Source organism: Brevibacterium sp. OS20, assembly GCF_056837565.1.
In genome coordinates this window covers 1,145,244-1,167,810 of the sequence record NZ_CM166367.1, presented here as the reverse complement: position 1 = coordinate 1,167,810, position 22,567 = coordinate 1,145,244, and the positions used below count along the sequence as shown (strand labels likewise).

The following is a 22,567-nucleotide window of genomic DNA, read 5'->3' as shown; positions in this document are numbered from 1 at the left end:
GAGGTGGTGTCCCTCAGTTCGCGCGGGCGACGATGAGTTCGGCGTGCTTGAGCAGCGGGGCGTCGATCATCTTGCCCTCGAAGGAGAATGCGCCCTTCTCCGTCTTCGCCAGGTCGAGCACGGACCGCGCCCAGGTCAGCTGTTCGTCGCTGGGGCGGAAGGCGTCGCGGACGACGGGCACGTGGTTGGGGTGGATGGAGACCTTGCCGGAGAACCCCGACTGTACGGCGTCTTCGGCCTCGGCTGCCAGTCCTTCGAGGTTCGGGATGTCCGCCCAGATCGAGTCGAGCGCGAACTTGCGATGGGCCCGAGCGGCGAGGAGGGTCTGACTGCGCACATGCTTGGCCACCTCCCGGTAGCCGCCATCGGCCCTGCGGGAGGAGCCTCCGCCGAGGTCGGCGATGAGATCCTCCGAGCCCCACATCAGCGCATAGACATTCGGGGCAGCGGCGATCTCGGCGACATTGACGGCCCCGAGCGCGGTTTCGATGAGCGCGATGACCTGGAATCCGGACAGGATCGACAGATCGGATGCAAGCTCGGCCTTCGGCAGTATCACGGCCGTGTACTCGGTGCGCGCGAGCATCTTCAGATCCTCGCCGAGGTGGCCCGAATCGTGGGAGTTCACCCGCACGACCGTGCGGGTGGGGTCGAGGGGGAAGTCGACGATGGACTCCCGTGCGGCAGCTTTGTCGGCCTCGTTGACGGCGTCTTCGAGGTCGAGGATGACGATATCGGAGCGTTCGGCCGCTTTCGTGTACCGGTCGGGACGATCGCCGGGGACGAAGAGCCAGGCGGGTTTGAACTCGAGGGACATCTGGGGGCTCACTTTCCGGTGTCGGTCTGATCGGCGGTGTCGGCGGCGGACTTCGCCGCCGTGGACTCGTGGCTGGAGTCGAACATCATCGCCTGGCGCACGGCCTTCGCGACGAGTTTGCCGTGCTGGTTGTAGCCGCGGTGTTCGAAGGTGACGATGCCCTGGCCCGGACGGGACTTCGAATCGCGTTTGTCGAGGATCGTCGTCTCTGCGTAGAGAGTGTCGCCGTGGAACATCGGTGCCGGGAAACTGACCTCGGAGAAGCCGAGGTTTCCGACTGTCGTTCCCTGCGTCAGCTGGGACACGGACAGACCGATGAGGGTGGCCAGGGTGAACATCGAGTTGACGAGGCGCTCGCCGAAGGGTTCGGTAGCCGACCATGCCGCGTCGAGGTGCAGGGCCTGGGTATTCATCGTCACGGCCGTGAACAGGGTGTTGTCCGCTTCGGTGACTGTGCGGCCCGGTGCGTGCTTATAGGTGGCGCCGACTTCCATCTCGTCCAGCCACAGACCTCGTTGTGCAATGACCTTGTCACTCATGTAACGCTCCTCACTCGTCGTGATTTGAGTTTATCGCCATTCACCGGACCCCTGCGACCCGGGGGTCGGTAGGATCGAGCACACCATGGCCATCACACGATCCCTCTTCGTCGTCACCCACCCGGAGGCCCGACACCATCTCGAGGCCCGGGTCGGCGGGTGGCACGATTCCGAGCTCACCGTCCGCGGCGAACTCCAAGCCGATCGCATCGCCGCCGAACTGCGGTCGCGGATCCCGACGGCCGCCTCCGCGCCGGTATTCACCTCTGATCTCAAAAGAACGCGCAGGACCGCCGAAGTGATCGCCGATCGACTCGGCACGCGCGCAATCGACCACCCGGGTCTGCGCGAGAAGTCGTACGGAGTCGCGGAGGGACGGGAGCAGTCCTGGCTGGACGCGCGCTTCATCTTCCCACCCGTGCCCGACGACGCCTTCGACCACACGATGCGCCTCGATCATGCCGAAGGCATCGACGGCGCGGAGACGCGACGCGAGGCCGGTGCTCGGATCTACGCCGCGGTCGGCGAGATCCTCACGCAGCGAGCCTCGCACCAGGTGGTCGTCACCCACGGCTTCGCCCACACGTTCGTCATCGGTCGGTGGCTCGAACTGCCTCTCGAGGCGATGGGGCGGGCGACGTTCGCCGCGCATTCCGGGTGCATCACCGAACTGACCGAGGACGATCGGTTCGGCAATCGGACCCTGCGGTCGCTCGCTGCGGTGGACCACCTCGGCGATGCCTGAGGCGGTCCACCGCTGTGATCAGTCGGCACCGGTCAGGACCCGAGCTCTGTACCGAGTTCATTGAAGGCCGATGACCATCCGTCGTAGGCACTGGCGTCTTCACCCGAGTCATTGGGCAGGCCGGTCAGCGTGAACGTCATGCGAGTGCGGTCGGCGCCGATCTCCTCAAGTGCGACGCTGACGCGCGGGGCATCGTCGACCTCGCCGGGACTTCCCCAAGTGAAGTCGAGGCGGACGGGCTCGTCGATGTGAAGGTACTTCCCGGCGGTCGGGAACTCCTGCCCCGTATCGGGTATGCGCATCGTATAGGTGTATTCGCCGCCGACCCGCAGGTCGACGGATACGGATTCGCGTGGAGTGACCAGCGTTTCGGGGTGGAACCAGCGCGCCATGACGTCCGGGTTCGTCCAGGCTTCCCAGACGCGGGCGCGCGGGGCGGCGAATTCGCGGACGATGGTGAATCCGGGTTCTCCCGCCTGTGCGCTGTTCGGATCGGTCACTGTGTTGGCTGTGGTGTCTGTGTTGGCTGTGTTCTCGGCGTTCATCGCTGTTCTCCTCCTTGAGTCGTGCATGATGTCTGCGTCATACGTGATGTCTGCGTCATTCGGCACGTCGTTGATGTCGATAGTCAGTCCGCAGTTCGATCTGTGGTCGACGGGTCGGTCGTCGATGTATCGGTGGGCACCTCCTCGGCGAGGATGCGGTCGAGGCTGTCGAAGCGCTGCTGCCATTCGTCGTGGGCCGCCTGCAGCCAGCCGGCGGCCTCGGTGAGGGCATCGGCGTTGAGTGCGACGATGCGCTGCTGCGCGGATTTCGATCGGGTGATCAGCCCCGCCGTCTCGAGCACCTTGAGGTGTTGGGAGACCGCGGAACGACTGATCGGCAGCGGTTCCGCGAGCTCACCGGCGGTCTTGTCTCCCCCGCGCAGACGATCGATGATCGCCCGACGCGTCGGATCGGCAAGCGCCGCGAAGACGTGATCCATACTCATTTAAGCATCCCCTTAATTAAGTGATTTCTACAATACACTCTTCGACCGCTCCGTCAAGGGGGCTCGGGGACGATCCGCAAAGGGGGTACGGCACCCCGGATCGGACTTCTCAGCACACTTGCGCCCAACCCGACTAGGCTGGAAGCAGCCGCTTCGGCCCACCCCGAGCTCGAGGAGAGACATGGATCGCGATTCGATCGACTGCTGGCTGACCGATATGGACGGTGTCCTGGTCAAGGAGAACAATCCTCTGCCGGGAGCCGCAGAGCTGCTCGCCCAGTGGCGTCAGGCCGATATCCCCTACCTGGTGCTGACGAACAACTCCATCTACACCGCTCGTGATCTCTCCGCCCGGCTGCGCTCGAACGGGCTCGACGTCCCCGAGTCGAACATCTGGACCTCTGCGATGGCCACCGCGGATTTCCTGTCCAATCAGGTCGAGCACGGCACGGCCTATGTCGTCGGCGAGGCGGGGCTGACCACGGCGATCCACGAGGCCGGGTTCGTCATGACCGAGCACGACCCGGACTTCGTCGTCGTCGGCGAGACCCATTCATATTCGTTCGAGGCGATCACGAAGGCGATCCGCCTCATCGACGCCGGCTCCCGCTTCATCGTCACGAACCCCGACGCCACCGGCCCCTCCCCCGAGGGCGTCCTGCCTGCCACCGGCGCCATCGCCGCTCTCATCACGAAGGCGACGAACCGCGAACCCTACGTCGTGGGCAAGCCCAACCCGATGATGTTCCGCTCGGCCCTGAACAGGATCGGCGCCCATTCGATGAGCACCGCAATGATCGGCGACCGCATGGACACCGACATCATCGCGGGCATGGAAGCGGGCATGCACACGGTCCTCGTGCTGTCGGGAATCTCCACCGCCGAGGATGTCCGCCGCTTTCCGTTCCGACCCAACGAGATCGTCGACGGCGTCCACAATCTGCTGGACGTGCCGCTGGAGAGCCGCGGCGACCTCGGCCCCGACCCCACAGGCTCTGCCTGAGGCACGCACTCCTTCGCCGAGAGACAGGGAGCATGCACCCCGGGCCGCCGAGAAACGGGCTGAGTGTCGAAACACGGGTGTGCGCACCCGTGTTTCGACACTCAGCCCGTTTTTCGATGGAGCCGGCGACCTTGCAACCCAGCACAGGCCCGTGCTGCATCAATCCCTTCACCTTCGCCGTCGCCGAAGCTGCACCATCTGACCACACAAATAAACCACGTTTAATAGTATTTGCTTGCATTTGGCATATTTTAAGATCATCCTTGATAGATGTTCCAAGTGCTGACAGCGCAACAGCTCCGTGGACTCGGCATGTCCCGCAGACAGTTGGCCGAAGCCAAACGATGCTGCCTGCGCCTAGTCAGGAAGGGTCACTACGTGATCCGCAAGTCGTGTGATGATAGCCATCACGGACCCATCCGCGGTCTTTCCACGGATCACGACACTTCGTTTCCAAAAACCTTCGGAGATCTGCGGGACGAAGCCGAGGAGCTGCGGGTCCAGATCGCATGCCGCCTCGGTGAGCTTCTGCCGGGAGATGTGTTCTCTCATGTTTCGGCCGCGCTCATCCACTGTCTTGACCCCGCTGTGCTCGAATCGTCGAAAGTCGAGATCTCCAGGAACTCCCCTACCCGCAACTACGACGGCGTGTTCATCTACTCGCGCAGACTTCCACCGGAACAGGTCTCATCCGAGTTCGCCTATCCGGTCACCACTCTGCCCAGGACTCTGGCTGACGTTGCTCTTGACCGTTCGCTCGAAGTTTCTGTACCGCTCATCTCTCAAGCACTCCGTTCGGGAGAGGTGGACCGGGCAGACATCACCGATCTGTTGGCGAAAGGGCAACGCGGACGCCGAAGAGCCCTCTTGGCCGTTGATCTCTCGAACGCCGAATATGAATCTCCAGCCGAGGCGGTCTGCGCAGTGAAGTTCCATCGCTTCGGAGTAACCGGAATGGTCCCGCAGGTCGACACGTTCACAGAGTCGGGCAAGTTCATCGGACGCAATGACTTTCGGCACAAGTCCGCTGCTGTCGCAGTGGAAGTCCACGGTCTCGGCAAGTTCTATCTCAACCCTCACGGCCCTGATGAGGCGGCCAAATTGAGTCATCAGCGCAATATGGATCTTCTCAACGCCGGCTTCAAGGTCTTCAACCTGAGCTTCGGCGACCTCTTCAGACCTCGCATCTTCGCTGCGATCAAGCGGGCCATCGAGACGACTGATCAGCGAAAAACGGGCTGAGTGTCGAAACACGGGTGTACGCACCCGTTTCTCGACACTCAGCCCGTTTCTCGGCGAAGCAGCCGTGCCGCTGCCCGTTTCTCGGCGAAGCAGCCTCCCCAGCCCGCCTACTGCAGCGACGACGTCAGGCGCATGACGGACTCCATATAGCGGCGGGGCCATGGCCGCTTCTCCCATTCCTCCAGGGTGAGTTCGTCGCTGACGCCCTGGTAGTCGGCGACGACATCGATGATGTCGTCGACCAGGTCGCCGCCGGTGGTCAGCAGGCTGATCTCGTAGTTGAGGCCGAACGAGCGCATGTCCATGTTGGATGAGCCCATCACAGCATAGAGGTCGTCGACGATGAAGCACTTCGTGTGCAGCACGGCGGGTTTCGGGTACAGGAAGATCCGCACCCCAGCTTCGAGCAGCGACCGGTAGTAAGACGACTGTGCCCGGTCGACCATGTACTGGTCCGCCTGCTCGCTGACGTAGAGTTCGACGTCGACCCCACGCCTGGCCGCGGTCTCCACGGCGGCCAGCAGCGATTCGTCGGGCACGAAGTAGGGGCTGACGATGGCCAGACGCTTCTGCGCCAGGTACATCATCGAGGTGAAGACCTTGAGGTTCGGAGCGGTCGTGAACCCGGGCCCCGAAGGAACCAGCTGCATCGCGCTCGTCGCCCCGCCTACTTCGGGCTCGTTGCCGTCGCGCTCGTACGGGCGGATGCCCAGAGCCTGTCCCGATTCGGAATACCAGTCGGTGGAGAACACCGCCTCGATTCCGGCGACGATGGGCCCGGAGAGCTCGACCATGATGTCGTGCCAGTTCCGGCCGATCTGTGAGTTCTTCCTGTTGAGGTAGCTCGAATCGATCATGTTCTGCGAACCCATCATCGCCCGCTTGCCGTCGATGACGAGCAGCTTGCGGTGGTTGCGCAGGTCGATGCGCCGAGCCTTGCCTCGCCATGGAATGAACGGCAGCATCAGGTGCCATTCGATGCCGGCCGCGTTCAGTCGTTTGCCGAGCCGGTGGAATCCCGGATACTTCCGGGATCCGATGTGGTCGAAGAGGACACGGACTTCGACCCCGCGCGCAGATGCTCGCTCGAGCGCCTGGAAGAAGACGTCGGTCGTCGAATCCCACGCCATGATGTAGATCTCGACGTGGACGTATTCGTGTGCTTCGTCGACGAGTTCGGCCATCCGCGCTATCGACGCTGCGTAATCGGAGATCACCCCATGGCTGTCGCCGGTGACCATCGGCAGCGCGGTCAGTGCCCGCCCCAGCTGGGCGACGGAGACGAATTCGGGCTCGGCGACCAGAGACGGCGGCACATCGGGCAGGTCGTCGGCGCCTTCGTGCATGAGTTCGTTCGCTTCGGCCTGGATCCGCGCCCGGCGCTGGTTGATATAAGGGCTGCCGAGCAGCAGGAATGCGGGAATTCCGACGATCGGCACGAACAGGATGAGCAGCAGCCATGCCGATGACGATGACGGGCGGCGGTTCTCCGGCACCACACCGACCGCGATGATCTTCACGATGTATTCGATGACGATCCACGTCGTCGTCGCCACCGATGCCACCATGCTGAGATCCATGTGCTCCCACTTCCCTTTCGGTCGCCGTCTCACCTCACGGTGTTATCGGATAAGAATATCGCCCGCCGAGGCGGACCTGCACGTCCGTACGGATGTGCGGCGCCGCCTCGGCGGGCGATCTGGCATGGGTGGCCGACGGAAGGTCGGCACCTGCTCTCAGATCAGGAGCGGGAGCTCAGAGTCCGAGTTCGCGGGCGATGAGCATGAGCTGGACCTCGGTGGTGCCTTCGCCGACTTCGAGGATCTTCGAGTCGCGGTAGTGGCGAGCCACGAGGTATTCGTTCATGAAGCCGTAGCCGCCGTGGATCTGGGTGGCGTCGCGCGCATTGTCCATGGCTGCTTCGCCGGCGATCATCTTTGCAATAGCCGCTTCCTTCTTGAACGGGAGTCCGGCGAGCATCCGCGAAGCCGCGAGGTAGTACGCCGACCGGGCTGCGACGACGCGTGCTTCCATGCGGGCGATCTTGAAGGAGATGCCCTGGAAGTCGGCGATCGGCTTGCCGAAGGCCTGGCGTTCCTTCGCGTACTTCACTGATTCGTCGACGCAGCCCTGGGCGGCGCCGACGGACAGGGCGCCCACGGCGATGCGGCCCTCGTCGAGGATGCGCAGGAAGTTCGCGTAGCCGCGTCCGCGTTCGCCGAGCAGGTTCGCTTCGGGCACCTGCACATTGTCGAAGGTGAGCGGGTGCGTGTCCGAGGAGTTCCAGCCGACTTTGTCATAGGCCGGTTCGGCGGTGAAGCCGGGGGTGCCGGTCGGGATCATGATCGTCGAGATCTCAGGCACTTCGCGGCCCGACTTCGACGTTCGGGTTCCGGTCACGGCGGTGGCGGTGACCAGACGGGTGATGTCGGTGCCGGAGTTCGTGATGAAGCACTTGCTGCCGTTGATCGTCCAGGTCCCGCCCTCCAGAGTGGCCTTGGTCCGGGTGCCGCCGGCATCGGATCCGGCCTCGGGTTCGGTCAGGCCGAAGGCGGCCAGGCCCGAGGCGTCGGTGAGCTTCGGCAGCCATTCCTTCTTCTGCTCTTCGGTGCCGAAGCGGTAGATCGGCATCGCCCCGAGCGAGACCCCGGCCTCGAGCGTGATGGCCAGGGACTGGTTGACCCGGCCGAGTTCTTCGATGGCCAGGCACAGGGCGAAGTAGTCGCCGCCCATTCCGCCGTACTCTTCGTCGAAGGGCAGGCCGAAGAGCCCCATCTCGCCCATCTTCGCAACGAGGTCGTAGGGGAACTCGTGCTTGGCGTCGAGTTCGGCTGAGACGGGTGCTACCTCTTCGTCGGCGAATTTCGCGACACCTTGGCGCAGGTCTTCGTATTCTTCGGGCAGCATTCCCGGAACAAAGGTTTCCATAGTTTCCTCCCCGCTTGTGGCGTGGTTGTGGTGTGAGTGGCTGGTGACTATTCGGTGGCGTCTGCGACGGCCTCGGCGGCGGCTTCGTCGACGACCGTGGCGAGCACTTCGTCGAGAGCGACTTGGGCGCCTTCGACAGCGGTGACGGTGACGATTCCGGCTGCGGGTGCGGTGAGCACGTGCTCCATCTTCATCGCCTCGACGATGACGATCGGATCGCCCTGTTCGACGTGGTCGCCGGTTTCGACCTTGATATCGACGACGGAGCCGGGCATCGGTGCGAGCACCTCGGCGCCTTCGAGTCCAGGGGTCAGCGAGGTGTCGGCCTGCGGCCGGACGAAGACGTGGATTCCGGTGTCGGTGCTCACCCAGATGCTGCGGTCACGGGCATCGGAGAAGATCCGCGCCGTGTGCTGAATCCCGTCGAGGGTGACATGCCACAGTCCGTCGGCGTCGACCTCGACGGCTCCCGCTCGAGTCTCGACTTCGACTGTCTCTCCGCCCGTGGCCAGGGTGACCGTGGGGTGGAAGTCCGGACGTGAGGTGCGCCAGGCGCTGAGTCCTGCCCACGCCGAGGCGGCCGACCGATTCGCTGTCAGTTCGGCGTCCGTGACTGGTCCGGTCAGGGTCGTGCCTGCCGCTCCCCCAGTGACCGTGACAGCGGCGGCCGCCAGCTGCGCGTGGGTCTCACCGGCGCTGTGCGCCAGCTGATCCTCGCCGAGGTTGTCGATGAGTGAGGTGTCGAGGTCCCCGGAGATCACCTCGGGCAGCGCGAGAAGGGTGCGCAGGAAGTCGATGTTCGTCACGATTCCCGGCACCGCCGAGGCGGCGAGCGCGGCATCGAGCCGCTTGAGCGCCGCTGCCCGATCGTCGGCACGGACGATGAGTTTCGCGATCATCGGGTCGTAGTCCGAGGCGATGGTCTGGCCAGCGTCGAGGCCGGCATCGACGCGGATGCCCTCACCGGTTGGGAAGACGACGTCGAGGGCACGCCCACCGGTGGGCAGGAATCCGCGCGAGGGATCCTCGGCGTAGATTCTCGCTTCGATCGAATGCCCGGTCAGTGTGATGTCATCCTGCGTCAGCGGCAGCTCTTCGCCCGCGCCGACGCGAAGTTGGAGTTCGACGAGGTCCACTCCGGTGACCTCCTCGGTGACGGGGTGTTCGACCTGCAGTCGGGTGTTCATCTCCATGAAGAAGAACTCATCGGGACGGTCGGCCCCGACGATGAACTCGACAGTGCCGGCTCCGACGTAGCCGACGGACTTCGCGGTCTCGCAGGCGGCCTGGCCGATTCGGGCGCGGGTCTCTTCGTCCAGCAGCGCAGAGGGTGCTTCCTCGATGACCTTCTGGTGACGGCGCTGCAGGGAGCATTCGCGTTCGCCGAGGTGGATGACGTTGCCGTGCGCGTCGGCCATGATCTGGACTTCGATATGGCGCGGGGTGGCGACGAGGCGTTCGAGGAACAGCGTGTCGTCGCCGAAGGAGCTCGCGGCTTCGCGGCGGGCGGTCCGCAGCGCCTCGGCGAGTTTGTCGGCTTCGAACACCGCGTGCATTCCTTTGCCGCCGCCGCCGGCGGAGGGCTTGATGAGCACGGGGAAGCCGACGTCCGTCGAAGCCGCAATGAGGGCCTCGTCGCTCATCGCGGCGTCCTTCGTGCCGGGCACGAGCGGCACCCCGCGGGAGGAGACAGCCTGCTTCGCGGTGATCTTGTCGCCCATCGTCCGGATCGCGTCGGCTCCGGGGCCGAGGAAGACGATTCCGGCGTCGGCGCAGGCAGCGGAGAATTCGGCGTTCTCCGACAGGAATCCGTAGCCGGGGTGGATGGCTTCGGCTCCCGTGGCCTGTGCTGCGGCGATGACCTTGTCGATGCGCAGATAGGACTCGGAGGCGGCGGCCGGCCCCAGGTGGACCGCGGTGTCGGCGGCCTTGACGTGGGCCGCACGGGCGTCGGCGTCGGAGTAGACGGCGACGGTGCGGATGCCGAGTCGGCGGCAGGTGCGGATGACGCGCAGGGCGATCTCGCCGCGGTTGGCGATGAGGACTGTTGTGAACATTTTCGTCATGGTGGGGCTCACATTCTGAAGACGCCGTAGCCGCTGGCATTCAGCGGGCGTTCCATCGGTCCGAAGCGGGCGAGTTCGAGGGCCAGTGCCAGTACCCGGCGGGTGTCACCGGGTTCGATGATTCCGTCATCCCACAGGCGAGCCGTCGAGTAGTACGGGTTTCCCTGGGCTTCGTACTGGTCGCGGATGGGCTGTTTGAACGTGTCTTCGGCCTCGGCGCTCCACTCCTCGCCGCGGGCCTCGAGCTGGTCGCGCCTGACGGTCGAGAGCACGCTGGCGGCCTGTTCGCCGCCCATCACGGAGATGCGGGCATTGGGCCACATCCACAGGAAACGCGGGGAGTACGCGCGGCCGCACATCGAGTAGTTGCCGGCGCCGAAGGAGCCGCCGATGACGACGGTGAACTTCGGGACGCGGGCGGTGGCGACGGCGTTGACCATCTTCGCACCGTGTTTGGCGATGCCGCCGGCTTCGTAGTCGCGGCCGACCATGAATCCGGAGATGTTCTGCAGGAACACCAAGGGCACGCTGCGCTGGTCGCAGAGCTCGATGAAGTGGGCACCCTTCTGCGCGGATTCGCCGAAGAGGATTCCGTTGTTGGCGATGACGCCGACGGGGTGTCCCTCGAGGTGAGCGAATCCGGTGACGAGGCTCGTGCCGTATTCGGCTTTGAACTCGTGGAACTCGGATCCGTCTACGAGGCGGGCGATGACCTCGCGGACGTCATACGGTGTGCGCGAGTCCACCGGCACCACCGAGGTCAGCTCCTCCGGCGAGTGCGCCGGCATGCGGGATTCGATGACGTCCCAGTTCGGAGTGCTCTTCGGCCCGAGAGTCGAGACGATGTCGCGCATGATCTCCAGTGCATGGGGGTCATTGGCCGCGAGGTGGTCGGTGACGCCGGAGACGCGGGAGTGCAGCGCTCCGCCGCCGAGCTCCTCGGCGGTGACTTCCTCGCCGGTGGCGGCCTTGACCAGCGGTGGGCCTCCGAGGAAGATCGTGCCCTGCTCGGAGACGATGATCGATTCGTCGGCCATCGCGGGGACGTAGGCGCCGCCGGCGGTGCAGGAGCCCATGACGGCGGCCAGCTGCGGGATTCCGGCAGCTGAGAGGGTGGCCTGGTTGAAGAAGATGCGACCGAAGTGCTCTCGGTCGGGGAAGACGTCGTCCTGATTCGGCAGGTTCGCGCCACCGGAGTCGACGAGGTAGATGCACGGAAGGCTGTTCTCTTTGGCGACTTCCTGGGCCCGGAGGTGCTTCTTCACGGTCACCGGGTAGTACGTTCCGCCCTTGACGGTGGCGTCATTGGCCACGATCACGCATTCGCGGCCGGCGACCCGCCCGATTCCGGTGATGATTCCGGCGCCCGGGCTGGCGTCGTCATACATGCCGTTGGCGGCCAGCGGAGAGAGTTCGAGGAAGGGAGTGCCGGGGTCGACGAGATGCTCGACGCGCTCACGCGGCAGCAGCTTTCCGCGATCGATATGGCGCTGTCTGGACTTCTCGGAACCGCCGCGGGCTGTGGCCGCAATGCGCTCCCGGAGTTCAGCGATGAGTTCGGCGTGGGCCTCGGAGTTGACCTGCCCCGTCGCCGGACTGACCGGAGTTCCCACTGCTCTCATTCCATCCTCATTTCAGTTAATGATTCTTAACTGACTGCTATGATACTGCTCACAGGCAGAACTGACAACGCACGAGCCAGCCCGCACCGACGTCGTCCCAGGCGGTGGGCATCAGGCTCAGGGAAGGAGGCCGGATGTCGATCTCGGACGAGGCCAAGCCGACGGCGCGGGCAGCGGCGAAGGCAGCCAGGCGCGAGCAGCTGCTCGAGGTCGCGAAGACGCTCTATGCCCGGCACGGCTTCCATGGGGTGCGCCTCGACGACCTGGGCAAAGGTGCGGGGATCTCGGCGCCGGCGGTCTACCGGCATTTCTCGTCGAAGGAGGCCGTGCTCGAGGAGCTCCTCGTCGGCATCTCTGCGTATCTCCAGTCCGGAGGCGAGGAGATCGTCTCCGCGGCATGGGACACCGCGTCGGGGATCTCCCCCACCGAGGCGGTCCCGACCCTGCGGCGTCTCATCGACTTCCATGTCGACTTCGCCATGAGCGAGCCCGAGCTCATCCGCATCCAGGACCGTGACCTCGAGGCGCTGCCGGACGAATCGCGACGGACCGTGCGCCGTCTCCAGCGTGCCTATGTCAGTCGGTGGGCGGAGGTCGTCGAGGCCGCCCATCCGGCGTGGACTCTGGAATCGGCCACTGTGCGCGTGCATGCGGCGTTCGGGATGATGAATTCGACCCCGCACCAGGCTCGTCGCTCCAGCGCCGAGGTGGTCGGGGTCGAATTGCGCGCCGCAGCGGCCGCGGCGCTGGGACTCAGCTGATCACCGGATCAGCCGAGTCCCGCCTCGGCGATATTTCGATCACCGAGGACGGTATAGCCGATATTCAGGGCACGATGACGAGCTTGCCGCGGACGTGACCGGTGGCGCTGTCCTTGAAGGCCCGGGGAACATCGTCGAGGCCGTAGGTGCCTGCGATGTCGACGGTGAGTTTTCCTTCGTCGACGAGGAGACCGAGGCGAGCAGTCTCGGAGCCGTCGGGACGCACCCAGATGTAGCGTCCGCCGTGCTCGGCGACACTGGGATCGGCCACCGAGGCGTGCGCTCCGCCCTCGGCGAGCACGGCCAGGGTGTCGTCGAGGACTCCCCCGACGAAGTCCGCGACCCCGTCGACCTCGCCGCCGGCAGCCTCGAGAACGCGCTCGACCAGGCCGTCGCCGTAGGTCACGGGCTCGGCGCCGAGTCCGCGCAGGTATTCATGATTGGCTTCGGACGCGGTGCCGATGACGCGTGCTCCGGCGGCTCGGGCGATCTGCACGGCGAAGCCGCCCACTCCCCCGGAGGCTCCGTGGATGAGCACGGTCTTGCCCTCCAGGTCGCCGAGGGACTCGAGGGTCCGCAGAGCGGTGCCGCCGGCCAACGGCAGTCCGCCTGCCTGTTCCCAGCTCAGACTCTTCGGCTTCGGGGCGACCGCACGCACGGGGACGGCGACCTTCTCGGCGAAGGTCCCACCGCCGAGCACGTCCTTGCGTGCATAGGCGACGACTTCATCGCCGATGGAGAATTCCGGGGTGTCGAAGCCGAGTCCGACGACGACACCGGCGACGTCCCAGCCCGGGATGACGGGGAACTGCGTGGGCATGACTGGGTCGAGGTGCCCGCCGACGAGCTTCCAGTCGACCGGGTTGACTCCGGCAGCCTTGACTTCGATGAGCACCGAGGCGGGCGGCAGCTTCGGATCGGGCAGCTCGCGGACGGTGATGTCGTCGAAGTTCTCGGTGTAGGCGTCATAGACGGCGGCGCGCATGGCAATGGCCTTCCGGTAGATGTCAGTGACACTGAAGTCTCAGTGTGACTGGACAACACCGGAAGGCCATCAGGCTATTCCAGGGGTCTCCTCTTACTCGTAGGTTTCCCCGGTCTTCGCGCGTTCGACCAGCGAGGCCGGCGGTGTGAAGTGCTCGCCGTACTTCGCAGCCAGATCATTCGCCCGGTCGACGAAGCCGGCCAGACCGCCTTCGTACTGGTTGACGTACTGGAGCACGCCGCCGGTCCACGCGGGGAATCCGATGCCGAAGATCGAACCGATGTTCGCGTCCGGCACCGAGGTGAGCACACCCTCGTCGAGGCACTTGATCGTCTCGATCGCCTCGGCGAAGAGCATCCGCTCCTGCAGATCGGCGAAGGGCTGATCATTCGATCCCGATTCGTACTTGTCGCGCACCCCCTGCCACAGCGTGGTGCGTTTGCCGTTCTCGTCGTAGTCGTAGAAGCCGGCGCCGTCCTTGCGTCCAGTCCGTCCCTGCTCGACCATCCAGTCGAAGACGGCTTCGGAGGGGTGGGCTATCCAGGTGCCGCCAGCGGCCTCGACCGCGTCGCGGGTCTCCTTGTTGATCTTCTGCGACAGGGTCAGCGTCAGTTCGTCGAGCAGCTGCAGGGCACCGGTGGGGTACCCGGCCTGCAGTGCCGCCTGTTCCACGCTGGCCGGCTCCACGCCTTCGCCGACGGCGGCGACCGCCTCGGCGATGAAGGTGCCGATGACGCGGGAGGTGAAGAATCCGCGCGAGTCGTTGACGACGATCGGAGTCTTCCGGATCTGCTGCACGAGGTCGAAGGTGCGGGCGAGGACCTCGTCGGAGGTGTTCTCACCGCAGATGATCTCGACCAGCGGCATCTTGTCGGCCGGTGAGAAGAAGTGGACACCGATGAAGTCCTTGTCCCGGGTGACGCCCTTGGCCAGGTCGGTGATCGGCAGGGTCGAGGTGTTCGAACCGAGGACCGCATCAGGCTCGACGATGTCCTGGATCTCCTGGAACACCTTCTGCTTGAGATCGACGGACTCGAAGACCGCCTCGATGACGAAGTCGACACCGGCGAAATCCTCGGCCGAGGCACTCGGGGTGATCCGGTCGAGGACAGCTTGCGACTTCGCCTCGGTGGTCTTGCCCTTGGCCAAGGCCGATTCCTCACGCTTGGCGGCGTAGGCCTTGCCCTTCTCCGCATTGGCGAGCTCGACGTCCTTGAGGACGACCTCGATACCGGACCTCGCTGCGCTGTAGGCGATCGCCGCCCCCATCATTCCGGCACCGATCACGCCGAGCTTCTTCACCTGACGAGGTGTGACACCGTCAGGGCGCGAGCCGCCGGAGTTGATGTGGCCGAGGTCGAAGAAGAACGCCTTGATCATGTTCTTCGCCACCGGAGTATGGGTGACGTTGACGAAGTAGCGGGACTCGACCGTCAGTGCGGTGTCGATGTCGACCAGTGCGCCTTCGACCGCAGCGGCGACCACAGCTCGCGGAGCCGGCATCGGCGCACCCTTGCCCTGCTTGCGCAGCAAGGACGGCAGCGCGGGAAGCATCGCGCCGATCTTCGGCGAGGACGGGGAGCCGCCGGGGATCTTGAAGCCCTTGACGTCCCACGGCTGCACAGCCTCGGGGTTGGCCTTGATCCAGGCCTTGGCCTTGGATTCGAGTTCGGCCGCGGGGGCGAGTTCGTCGATGAGGCCGAGCGCCTGGGCGTCGGCGGCCTTGAACTTCGTCGACGGCAGGATGGCCTTCTGCAGTGCGGTCTGGATGCCGAGCATGCGCACCGACCGGGCGACTCCGCCGCCGCCGGGCAGCAGGCCGAGTGAGACCTCGGGGAAGCCGAAGCGGGCGCTCGGGTTGTCATCGGCTGCGATCCGGTGGTGAGCAGCCAGGGCGAGTTCGAGTCCGCCGCCCAGTGCCGCACCGCCGAGGGCGGCGACGACCGGCTTGCCGAAGGTCTCGAGGCGACGCAGCACCTTCTTGAGGTGTTCGACGGTCGCGAACTCCTCTTCAGCATTGGCCGGATCGGCCGCACGCAGCTTGTTGAGGTTTCCGCCGGCGAAGAAGGTCTTCTTCGGAGAGGTCAGCACGACGCCGGTGATGTCATCGACATTGGCTTCGAGCCACTCCACGGTCGCCTCCAGGGCAGCTGCGAAGTAGTCGTTCATGGTGTTGACCTTGGCACCGGGTTCGTCGATGACGACGGTGACGATGCCTTCGGCATCGGTGTTGCGCTGGTAGTCGGCAGCTGTGGTTTGAGTGTTCGTCATGTCAGACCCTTTCGATGATCGTCGCGATGCCCATGCCTGCGCCGATGCACAGGGTGACGAGTCCACGCTTGAGGTCGCGGCGCTCGAGTTCGTCGAGGACAGTGCCCAGAATCATGGCGCCGGTGGCTCCCAGCGGGTGGCCCATGGCGATAGCTCCGCCGTTGACGTTGACCTTCTCGTGGGGGACGTTGAGGTCCTTCATCCACTTGAGCACGACGGCGGCGAATGCCTCGTTGAGTTCGAACAGATCGATGTCATCGACGGTCATGCCGGCTTTGTCGAGGGCCTTCTTCGTCGCCGGAGTCGGACCGGTGAGCATAATCGTGGGTTCCGAGCCGGTGACCGCGGTGGAGACGATGCGGGCACGGGGTTTCATCCCCATCTTCTGGCCGACTTCCTCGTCGCCGAGGATGACCAACGAGGCGCCGTCGACGATTCCCGAGGAGTTCGCGGCGGTGTGGACGTGGTCGATGGCTTCGATCCAGTGGTACTTCTGCAGAGCCACCTCGTCGAATCCGGTCTGTGCGGCGAGCTTGGAGAATGCCGGTGGCAGCTGCGACAGCGATTCGACGGTCGAGCCGGGACGCATGTGCTCATCGCGGTCGAGCACGGTGATGCCGTTGATGTCCTTGACCGGGATGATCGAGTTTTCGAAGAGGTTGTTCTCCCAGGCAGCAGCGGCACGCTTCTGCGATTCGGCGGCGAAGGCATCCACGTCTGCCCGGCTGAAGCCCTCTGTGGTGGCGATGAGGTCGGCACCGATGCCCTGCGGCACGAAGTACGTGTCATAGTTCGTCGTCGGATCCTGTGCCCAGGCTCCGCCGTCGGATCCCAACGGCACACGGGACATGGATTCGACGCCTCCGGCGAGGACGAGGTTCTCGAAGCCGGAGCCGACCTTCTGGGCGGCGATGTTGACGGCTTCGAGCCCGGAGGCGCAGAAGCGGTTGACCTGAACGCCAGCGACGGACTCGTCGAGGCCAGCAACGATGGCGGCGACGCGGGCGATATCCGACCCCTGCTCGCCGACCGGGGACACAACGCCGAGGACGATGTCGTCGATGGCTTTGTCGTCGAGATCGGGGTTGCGCTCGCGAATGGCGTCGATGAGTCCGGTCACGAGATCGATGGGTTTGACGCTGTGCAGCGCTCCGCCGCGGTTCTTGCCGCGTGGGGTGCGCACTGCGTCATAGATGAACGCTTCGCTCATGTGTTCCTCACAGTCTGGATGGAAGACCGACCATAAGATCTGATCGATCGTTCAGTAATATTCGCACCCCTATTGTGTCCCAGTTTCGAGTGACGGGCAACACACGCACGAGCGCCGGCGCAAGCAGAGTGAATTCGGTTGCACACTCGCACTTCCGCAACTTCTTCAGTTGTCGAATATTCCGCGTTTCCTTTCGACTATAGACGTGATTATGATAAGTCGACGCATCAACTCGGAACCCATTGGAGAATCATGTCCTTGACCACCCTTGCCCGCACGAAGACGGGCTCGAAGCTCATGGCACTGACCCTTGCTGTCGGCCTGCTCGCCGGCCCCATCGCCGTCGACGCGGCACCCGCCGAAGCTGCGACGAAGAAATGCGCAGTGAAGATGTCGAATTCGAAGCCCCGCCAGTACTCGAACACCTGGGTCAATGTCTCGAAGGTCGGCTCGAAGGCCAAGGTCGAGACCCTTGCCCACTACAAGACGACGAAGACGAAGAAGAAGGCCACTGCGTCAAAGAAGGGCAAGGCCTCTCTGAAGTACTACATCTCCGGCGCTACCCCAGGTAAGGCTGTCAAGGTGACCGTGACGGCAAAGAAGGGCAAGACGACGTGGAAGTGCTCGACGTCGTTCAAACCGGTGAAGAAGCGCTGACGGCTGAGTCACACTGCGCTCGGACCTCGTGCCGATTCTCTTTCCGGCGGCGGGGATGCCCCTTCGCAATTCTCGGGCCCGTCTCGACATGGCAGATCATGTCGAGACGGGCCCGATGTCTTCCGTGGCTCAGATCCCGCAAATTCCACAGTTTCGCGAAACTATTCAATGACTGAAACATTTTCTCCGCGGAAATCGCCTGATGTTCGGTAGCATCATCTGCAGTTTCCACCCCGGGAACACGTTGATCCCCTATCCGCAGACCACTCCCCCAGATGCGCGACCCACCCATTGCGCCAGGGTTTCCCGCTCCCCACCTTTCACAGGCTTCTTCTGAGCCTGGTGCGTTCCTCGTTTCGCACCGCGGTCTGTGGAGCAGGCGATACCGAGAAGCGAGCACCTTCGATGATCCAGAACCTACGCGAAAACGAGCTCAGCGAACTGCTGAGCGTAACCAGAGGAGCCGGGTCCGACACGGTCGTCGTCACCGGCCCTGCCGGTTCGGGGCGTACCACTCTCCTCACTTCTGTGGCTGATGCAACCACCCTTTCGGTGAGCATCGTGCGTGCCAACCCGGTCGAAAGGGAGTGGCGACTCTCCGGACTTTCTGCGTTCCTCGCGGCTGTCGACGATGCCGTCGGGACGAGCCTACGGTCGCTGATCACGTTGTCCACCGATGAACGATCGACTTTTGCCGTCGCAGAGAACCTCGACGCTTCTCTGCGGCAGAGAGCTTTCAACGCTTTCGCGGTCATCGTCGATGATGCCGATCTGATGGATCCGGCCAGTCTCGAGGTGATCGGCTATCTGCTGCGACGTCGCAGCGTCAAGAATCTGCGCGCGATCCTCTCGGTCCGGTCGATCGACAGATCCGGACCCCTGAGCAGCTTTCCACGGGTCGTCCTGAGCCCGCTCAAGGTCGAATCGCTCATCGAGTTGGGATTGTCCTCGACGTCGCCTCTGGCGTGGAAGAGCGTGCTCGAAATTGTCGCCAGGTGCAGTGCAGGCAATCCCGGGTCATTCGAATCGCTCCTCTCGGCGATTCGCCCTGGAGCGCTCTACGAGAACGAAGCTCTCTCGCTTCCCCTCAGGCCCGGTCCCGAGCTTCAGGAGACAGCGGGGCGCTCGTTCGAGAACTGCTCCATACAGATGCTGGATGCGCTCAGAGTCATCTCATGCGGTGCGTACATTCCCACCCACATCGCCGAGCAGGTCGCGCAGGCCGGTGAGGGAAGCATCGAGGACCTCGTCGCACAGGGATTGGTCCGACAGATGCGGAACGGCGTCGAGGTCTGCGATCCACGCATCCGATCGGTTGTCTACTATTCGATGACCGACACCGAACGTTATCGTCTTCATGCGGCGATCGCCGATGAGCTCGCGGACGATGAGGCTGTGCTGCACATGTGGCACACCAGTTTCGCTGCCATCGATGCCGAAAGAGTCGTCGGCCTGTTGATGTGTGCAACCGAATGTGTCCGAGGCGGTCAGATACTTCACGGACTGGAATTGGCAGAACGAGCTCTTCTCCTCTCTGACGGCCCTGCGCCTGAGTCGGCGGTCGAGGAGCTGACCGCAGAACTCATGGCACAGTGCCAGTACACCCTTGCGCGCAGATATCTGCGGTTTCTGCAGGGGCGGAAAGGTACCGATGAGGTCAGCCCCTCGGTGCTGAGGCTGCGAATCCTCATCGACTATGCCGAATTGAGCGTGATCAACGATCAGCATGTGATGAGAGTCGTCGACAGCAATGCGGAGAAATCACCGCAAGCCTGTGCCTCCCTGTTGGCCAGTACGGGATTCTGTTATCTCCAGCAATGGGACGCAGAGAATGCACGAGCAGCAGCTGAACGGATATCAACTCTGCTCGGCCCAGATGCAGAGGTGGCTCAGGTCGTCGAATCAGTCGTCGATCTCTTCGACGCAGCCCTCAATGGACGATGCCTTCCCTCCACCGAGGAACTCGTTGTCATCGGCTACCGTATTCGCCGGACCTTCGCCATCGAATTCTCATGGATCGTCATCGCCCAGATTCTGTCCTTGGCAGACCGGTTCGACGAGGCTCGTGCAGCGTTGAGCAACTTCTTCGACCAGTCATCTCATCTCACACCCCTGTGGGCGAGGTTGTCCAGGGTCGTGGCGTTCGACAACGAGTGCCGTGCCGGAAACTACCATCGCGTTCGCGAATTGGACGAACTGCTCACCGCCGGCAATGACCATCACGAGAGTGTGTCCGTCAACGATCACATTCGAACCGCGATGATGGCGGTCCTCGACGGCCATTCGGATCTCGCCCGCAACGCAGTGCACGACGCCCGCCGACTCACGGCGCAGGGGTCGAGTTGGCTGCTGAGATGCAGGCTGGCGGCGATCGAAGCACGAACAGCGATGCAGGAGGGCGATTTCGCCTCCGCGAACAGGCATTTCGCGCGTTGCCACCGTCTGTCGACGCGACTGCCCAGCCCTCACCTTCTGCGCTATCTCGACGACTTCATCGAGTCCCTCGTCTATGTCGGCGATATCTCCAAAGCCAAGCGGATCCTCGCCGAGCTCGAACAGGCACAGCGGGATGTGCCGATGACCTGGACGGCAGCGGCGGCCGCGCGCAGCAGAGCGCTGCTGATGTCTGGCGATGAGGCTTGGAGGGAGTTCTCCCGCCTCCTCGATTCGTGGACGAGTCCGGAACTCGAATATGTGCGCGGCCGGACGTTCTTGGCCTATGCCCATAAGCTCAAGGAACTCGGCTATGACGCTGACAGCGAAGAGATGAAGGCGATCGGTCGGTCCGTCCTCGCCGACATCGGCTTAGGAGACGCTCGAGTCGTGGGAGAAACGCACGCCGAGTCGTCCGGGTCGATCACGGATTCCCTCAACGACAAAGAACTTCCGGTCGTCGAACTGCTCACTCAGGGCTACAAGAACCATGTCATCGCCCATGAGCTCTTCGTCTCGGTGCGGACGGTGGAGCTGAGACTGACGAATATCTACCGCAAAGTCGGGGTGAAGTCCCGGTTCGAGCTGATGCGGGCTCTGGACCAGGAGAACAAGGCCCGCTCCGAGGACGAGTGAGCAGCACCGGCTGCCTTGCTTGTCCATTCATCGACCGGCGGCCGAAGTCATCCGTCTCTTCGCCTACTGGCCGAGGCGAGTCGGTTCAGACGCCCTCGACGAAAAGGGCACCTTCAAGACGCGAGTTCTGAAGGACAGGCAGGGTCCCACGGATTGCCGCCACTCGACTGTGGTCGATGTCAGCGAAGATGATCTCCTCACCTCGCCCTGCCTCGGCGATCAGCGTGCCGTTCGGTGACGCCACATAGGAGTGTCCGATCCCCGTCGGACTGCCGTCCTTCACCGGAATTCCTGTGACCGCGGGGTCGGCTTGGTCGCAGGCGAGCACGTAAGCGGTCGAATCCAGGGCGCGGGCTGGACCCAACAGCTTCCACTGCTCGGCTTTTCCAGGGCCCGCGCCCCATGAGGTCGCGACGATGATCGCATCTGCTCCTGCTCGAGCTTGAGCTGTGAACAGTGCCGGGAAACGTACGTCATAGCAGATGGCCAGGCCGAAAGTGAGTCCGCCCAGGCGGAATGTGCGCACCGACTCCCCTGCAGTCACTGTGTCCGATTCGCGATGTCCGAATGCATCGTAGAGATGGATCTTGTCGTAGTCGACACTGATCTCGCGGCCTTCGTCGACTCCGCGCACGATGAGAGTGTTGACCACCGTCCCATTTTCACCCGCGCGGAAGGCACCGACAGCAATTACAGTGTTGTTCTCTGCAGCAATCTGCGCAATCGACTCAGACCACTGACCGTCATCCTCAGCGGTCGCACGCGCCAGGTCGTTCCCGAAAGCGATCTGGGCAGCTTCAGGGAAGACGACGAGGCGAGCTCCCTTCCGAACTGCCGAGGCAGTGTGCTCGGCGACTCGGTCGAGATTCTCCTGCTGGTCCCCAGTCGAGTTCATCTGCACCATTGCGATCTTCATGTATCTCTCCTCTTTTTCTCTTGTCGTGGCCGATGCTGGTTATCCGGCAAACGACTAAGGTGGGTTGTATGCAAACATCGTCAGGTCCCGCTGCACGCCGGACTGCCTATGAGCGCCTGCGCGACCTCGTACTGACGGACCCGGCTATACAAGGCACCTTCCTGACCGAAGGGGATCTGGTCAAGAGGTTCGGCCTATCCCGCACCCCAATTCGTGAAGCGCTTATCATGCTCGCCTCTGACGGCCTCGTTGACCTCATTCCGCACCGCGGGGCATACATACGGCCCAGTGACGATCGAGAGATCCGCGAGACGATGGAGGTCCGGCAGATGATCGAGCTCGAGACCGCTCGGCAGATCTTGGCATCCGGAGAAGCGCCGATCGCAGCCATGGATGACCTCTACCAGCAGCAGGTGGAGCTGCCGGTCGCCGACGACACGATTCCGGATTTCATCAGTCTCGACCAGCGTTTCCATGCCGCAATGGTCGATGCCGCAGGCAATAGGGTGCTCAGCGACATCTACACCCGATTGCGAGTCAAACACGTCCGCTTCGGCATCTCTGCAACCTGGACGAGCGCCGACCGTCCGGCACAGGTGCTCGAAGAACATTCCCAGATCCTTGAGTCGCTGCGCTCCGGTGATGCCGAGGCGACTACCAACGCTATCTGCGAGCACATCACTCAGACGCAGAATCTGCTGCTGTCCCGCTGAGTGCCACATTCGCCGCGAGAAGGCCAGTCATG

Annotated in this window: 19 protein-coding genes; 7 read left to right on the top strand and 12 right to left on the bottom strand. The window is 63.8% G+C overall.

Translation table 11 applies throughout. The features are described from left to right. Nucleotides 1-13: 13 nt before the first annotated feature. Both ACVZTU_RS05020 and ACVZTU_RS05015 read right to left on the bottom strand, forming a co-directional pair. Nucleotides 14-817 (bottom strand): HpcH/HpaI aldolase/citrate lyase family protein, encoded by an 804-nt coding sequence (locus tag ACVZTU_RS05020; protein WP_482401536.1) that lies wholly within the window; start codon nucleotides 815-817, stop codon nucleotides 14-16. Nucleotides 818-825: 8 nt separating this feature from the next. Beyond that, on the bottom strand, nucleotides 826-1,356 hold the full coding sequence (locus ACVZTU_RS05015; RefSeq protein WP_181270906.1) for a MaoC family dehydratase: 531 nt from the start codon (nucleotides 1,354-1,356) through the stop codon (nucleotides 826-828). A gap of 85 nt (nucleotides 1,357-1,441) precedes the next feature. On the opposite strand from ACVZTU_RS05015, the gene ACVZTU_RS05010 reads away from it, so the two are divergent. After that, complete coding sequence (locus ACVZTU_RS05010) at nucleotides 1,442-2,101, top strand: histidine phosphatase family protein (protein WP_172173851.1); 660 nt, start codon at nucleotides 1,442-1,444, stop codon at nucleotides 2,099-2,101. Nucleotides 2,102-2,133: 32 nt separating this feature from the next. Here ACVZTU_RS05010 and ACVZTU_RS05005 read toward each other — a convergent pair whose 3' ends face one another. Together ACVZTU_RS05005 and ACVZTU_RS05000 are read right to left on the bottom strand one after the other, a co-directional pair. Continuing rightward, complete coding sequence (locus tag ACVZTU_RS05005; protein ID WP_446655908.1) at nucleotides 2,134-2,646, bottom strand: SRPBCC family protein; 513 nt, start codon at nucleotides 2,644-2,646, stop codon at nucleotides 2,134-2,136. A gap of 83 nt (nucleotides 2,647-2,729) precedes the next feature. Next, entirely contained in the window at nucleotides 2,730-3,092 is a 363-nt protein-coding gene (locus ACVZTU_RS05000) for an ArsR/SmtB family transcription factor (RefSeq protein ID WP_139907214.1), read from the bottom strand. A gap of 181 nt (nucleotides 3,093-3,273) precedes the next feature. Between ACVZTU_RS05000 and ACVZTU_RS04995 the strand changes: the two genes are divergently transcribed. Both ACVZTU_RS04995 and ACVZTU_RS04990 read left to right on the top strand, forming a co-directional pair. Beyond that, the gene (locus tag ACVZTU_RS04995; protein ID WP_139468677.1) at nucleotides 3,274-4,095 is read left to right on the top strand and encodes an HAD-IIA family hydrolase; all 822 of its coding nucleotides are present in this window, start codon (nucleotides 3,274-3,276) and stop codon (nucleotides 4,093-4,095) included. A 312-nt stretch (nucleotides 4,096-4,407) separates the two neighbouring features. Continuing rightward, the gene (locus tag ACVZTU_RS04990) at nucleotides 4,408-5,337 is read left to right on the top strand and encodes a hypothetical protein (protein ID WP_482401535.1); all 930 of its coding nucleotides are present in this window, start codon (nucleotides 4,408-4,410) and stop codon (nucleotides 5,335-5,337) included. Nucleotides 5,338-5,444: 107 nt separating this feature from the next. Here ACVZTU_RS04990 and cls read toward each other — a convergent pair whose 3' ends face one another. The 4 genes from cls to ACVZTU_RS04970 all read right to left on the bottom strand — a co-directional run bounded on the left by cls (nucleotide 5,445) and on the right by ACVZTU_RS04970 (nucleotide 11,953). Next, nucleotides 5,445-6,917: a cardiolipin synthase gene (gene cls / locus ACVZTU_RS04985; RefSeq protein ID WP_172173863.1), complete on the bottom strand. Its 1,473-nt coding sequence runs from the start codon at nucleotides 6,915-6,917 to the stop codon at nucleotides 5,445-5,447. A gap of 175 nt (nucleotides 6,918-7,092) precedes the next feature. After that, entirely contained in the window at nucleotides 7,093-8,265 is a 1,173-nt protein-coding gene (locus ACVZTU_RS04980) for an acyl-CoA dehydrogenase family protein (protein WP_181270910.1), read from the bottom strand. A 47-nt stretch (nucleotides 8,266-8,312) separates the two neighbouring features. Then, nucleotides 8,313-10,322: an acetyl/propionyl/methylcrotonyl-CoA carboxylase subunit alpha gene (locus tag ACVZTU_RS04975; protein ID WP_482401534.1), complete on the bottom strand. Its 2,010-nt coding sequence runs from the start codon at nucleotides 10,320-10,322 to the stop codon at nucleotides 8,313-8,315. 17 nt (nucleotides 10,323-10,339) lie between these two features. Beyond that, nucleotides 10,340-11,953 (bottom strand): carboxyl transferase domain-containing protein, encoded by a 1,614-nt coding sequence (locus ACVZTU_RS04970; RefSeq protein WP_482401533.1) that lies wholly within the window; start codon nucleotides 11,951-11,953, stop codon nucleotides 10,340-10,342. A 134-nt stretch (nucleotides 11,954-12,087) separates the two neighbouring features. Between ACVZTU_RS04970 and ACVZTU_RS04965 the strand changes: the two genes are divergently transcribed. Then, a complete protein-coding gene (locus tag ACVZTU_RS04965) occupies nucleotides 12,088-12,714 on the top strand; it encodes a TetR/AcrR family transcriptional regulator (protein WP_139907209.1) in 627 nt (208 codons plus the stop codon). Nucleotides 12,715-12,778: 64 nt separating this feature from the next. Here ACVZTU_RS04965 and ACVZTU_RS04960 read toward each other — a convergent pair whose 3' ends face one another. From ACVZTU_RS04960 to ACVZTU_RS04950, 3 genes are all read right to left on the bottom strand, one after another. Beyond that, complete coding sequence (locus tag ACVZTU_RS04960) at nucleotides 12,779-13,699, bottom strand: NADP-dependent oxidoreductase (RefSeq protein WP_139907208.1); 921 nt, start codon at nucleotides 13,697-13,699, stop codon at nucleotides 12,779-12,781. A 93-nt stretch (nucleotides 13,700-13,792) separates the two neighbouring features. Then, the gene (locus tag ACVZTU_RS04955) at nucleotides 13,793-15,970 is read right to left on the bottom strand and encodes a 3-hydroxyacyl-CoA dehydrogenase NAD-binding domain-containing protein (protein ID WP_482401532.1); all 2,178 of its coding nucleotides are present in this window, start codon (nucleotides 15,968-15,970) and stop codon (nucleotides 13,793-13,795) included. Between the two features lies 1 nt (nucleotide 15,971). Then, on the bottom strand, nucleotides 15,972-17,180 hold the full coding sequence (locus tag ACVZTU_RS04950; protein ID WP_482401531.1) for an acetyl-CoA C-acetyltransferase: 1,209 nt from the start codon (nucleotides 17,178-17,180) through the stop codon (nucleotides 15,972-15,974). Nucleotides 17,181-17,432: 252 nt separating this feature from the next. Here ACVZTU_RS04950 and ACVZTU_RS04945 point away from each other — a divergent pair, with 252 nt between their 5' ends. Beyond that, nucleotides 17,433-17,837: a hypothetical protein gene (locus ACVZTU_RS04945; protein ID WP_139468687.1), complete on the top strand. Its 405-nt coding sequence runs from the start codon at nucleotides 17,433-17,435 to the stop codon at nucleotides 17,835-17,837. A gap of 405 nt (nucleotides 17,838-18,242) precedes the next feature. Continuing rightward, nucleotides 18,243-20,906: a LuxR C-terminal-related transcriptional regulator gene (locus tag ACVZTU_RS04940; protein ID WP_482401530.1), complete on the top strand. Its 2,664-nt coding sequence runs from the start codon at nucleotides 18,243-18,245 to the stop codon at nucleotides 20,904-20,906. 85 nt (nucleotides 20,907-20,991) lie between these two features. Here ACVZTU_RS04940 and ACVZTU_RS04935 read toward each other — a convergent pair whose 3' ends face one another. Further along, on the bottom strand, nucleotides 20,992-21,822 hold the full coding sequence (locus ACVZTU_RS04935) for a carbon-nitrogen hydrolase family protein (protein WP_482401529.1): 831 nt from the start codon (nucleotides 21,820-21,822) through the stop codon (nucleotides 20,992-20,994). A 68-nt stretch (nucleotides 21,823-21,890) separates the two neighbouring features. Here ACVZTU_RS04935 and ACVZTU_RS04930 point away from each other — a divergent pair, with 68 nt between their 5' ends. Beyond that, nucleotides 21,891-22,535 carry a GntR family transcriptional regulator gene (locus ACVZTU_RS04930; RefSeq protein WP_172173881.1) on the top strand — a complete coding sequence of 215 codons (645 nt, stop codon included), beginning with the start codon at nucleotides 21,891-21,893 and terminating at the stop codon, nucleotides 22,533-22,535. Nucleotides 22,536-22,567 lie beyond the last annotated feature (32 nt).

Excerpts from the sequence above, each read along its gene's own strand:
- ACVZTU_RS05010 (WP_172173851.1), top strand. The coding sequence starts at position 1,442 with ATGGCCATCACACGATCCCTCTTCGTCGTCACCCACCCGGAGGCCCGA.
- ACVZTU_RS05000 (WP_139907214.1), bottom strand. The coding sequence starts at position 3,092 with ATGAGTATGGATCACGTCTTCGCGGCGCTTGCCGATCCGACGCGTCGG.
- ACVZTU_RS04970 (WP_482401533.1), bottom strand. The coding sequence starts at position 11,953 with ATGAGAGCAGTGGGAACTCCGGTCAGTCCGGCGACGGGGCAGGTCAAC.
- ACVZTU_RS04930 (WP_172173881.1), top strand. The coding sequence starts at position 21,891 with ATGCAAACATCGTCAGGTCCCGCTGCACGCCGGACTGCCTATGAGCGC.
- ACVZTU_RS04995 (WP_139468677.1), top strand. The coding sequence starts at position 3,274 with ATGGATCGCGATTCGATCGACTGCTGGCTGACCGATATGGACGGTGTC.
- ACVZTU_RS05015 (WP_181270906.1), bottom strand. The coding sequence starts at position 1,356 with ATGAGTGACAAGGTCATTGCACAACGAGGTCTGTGGCTGGACGAGATG.
- cls (WP_172173863.1), bottom strand. The coding sequence starts at position 6,917 with ATGGATCTCAGCATGGTGGCATCGGTGGCGACGACGACGTGGATCGTC.
- ACVZTU_RS05020 (WP_482401536.1), bottom strand. The coding sequence starts at position 817 with ATGTCCCTCGAGTTCAAACCCGCCTGGCTCTTCGTCCCCGGCGATCGT.
- ACVZTU_RS04945 (WP_139468687.1), top strand. The coding sequence starts at position 17,433 with ATGTCCTTGACCACCCTTGCCCGCACGAAGACGGGCTCGAAGCTCATG.
- ACVZTU_RS04940 (WP_482401530.1), top strand. The coding sequence starts at position 18,243 with ATGATCCAGAACCTACGCGAAAACGAGCTCAGCGAACTGCTGAGCGTA.
- ACVZTU_RS04965 (WP_139907209.1), top strand. The coding sequence starts at position 12,088 with ATGTCGATCTCGGACGAGGCCAAGCCGACGGCGCGGGCAGCGGCGAAG.
- ACVZTU_RS05005 (WP_446655908.1), bottom strand. The coding sequence starts at position 2,646 with ATGAACGCCGAGAACACAGCCAACACAGACACCACAGCCAACACAGTG.
- ACVZTU_RS04980 (WP_181270910.1), bottom strand. The coding sequence starts at position 8,265 with ATGGAAACCTTTGTTCCGGGAATGCTGCCCGAAGAATACGAAGACCTG.
- ACVZTU_RS04935 (WP_482401529.1), bottom strand. The coding sequence starts at position 21,822 with ATGAAGATCGCAATGGTGCAGATGAACTCGACTGGGGACCAGCAGGAG.
- ACVZTU_RS04975 (WP_482401534.1), bottom strand. The coding sequence starts at position 10,322 with ATGTTCACAACAGTCCTCATCGCCAACCGCGGCGAGATCGCCCTGCGC.
- ACVZTU_RS04950 (WP_482401531.1), bottom strand. The coding sequence starts at position 17,180 with ATGAGCGAAGCGTTCATCTATGACGCAGTGCGCACCCCACGCGGCAAG.
- ACVZTU_RS04955 (WP_482401532.1), bottom strand. The coding sequence starts at position 15,970 with ATGACGAACACTCAAACCACAGCTGCCGACTACCAGCGCAACACCGAT.
- ACVZTU_RS04990 (WP_482401535.1), top strand. The coding sequence starts at position 4,408 with ATGTCCCGCAGACAGTTGGCCGAAGCCAAACGATGCTGCCTGCGCCTA.
- ACVZTU_RS04960 (WP_139907208.1), bottom strand. The coding sequence starts at position 13,699 with ATGCGCGCCGCCGTCTATGACGCCTACACCGAGAACTTCGACGACATC.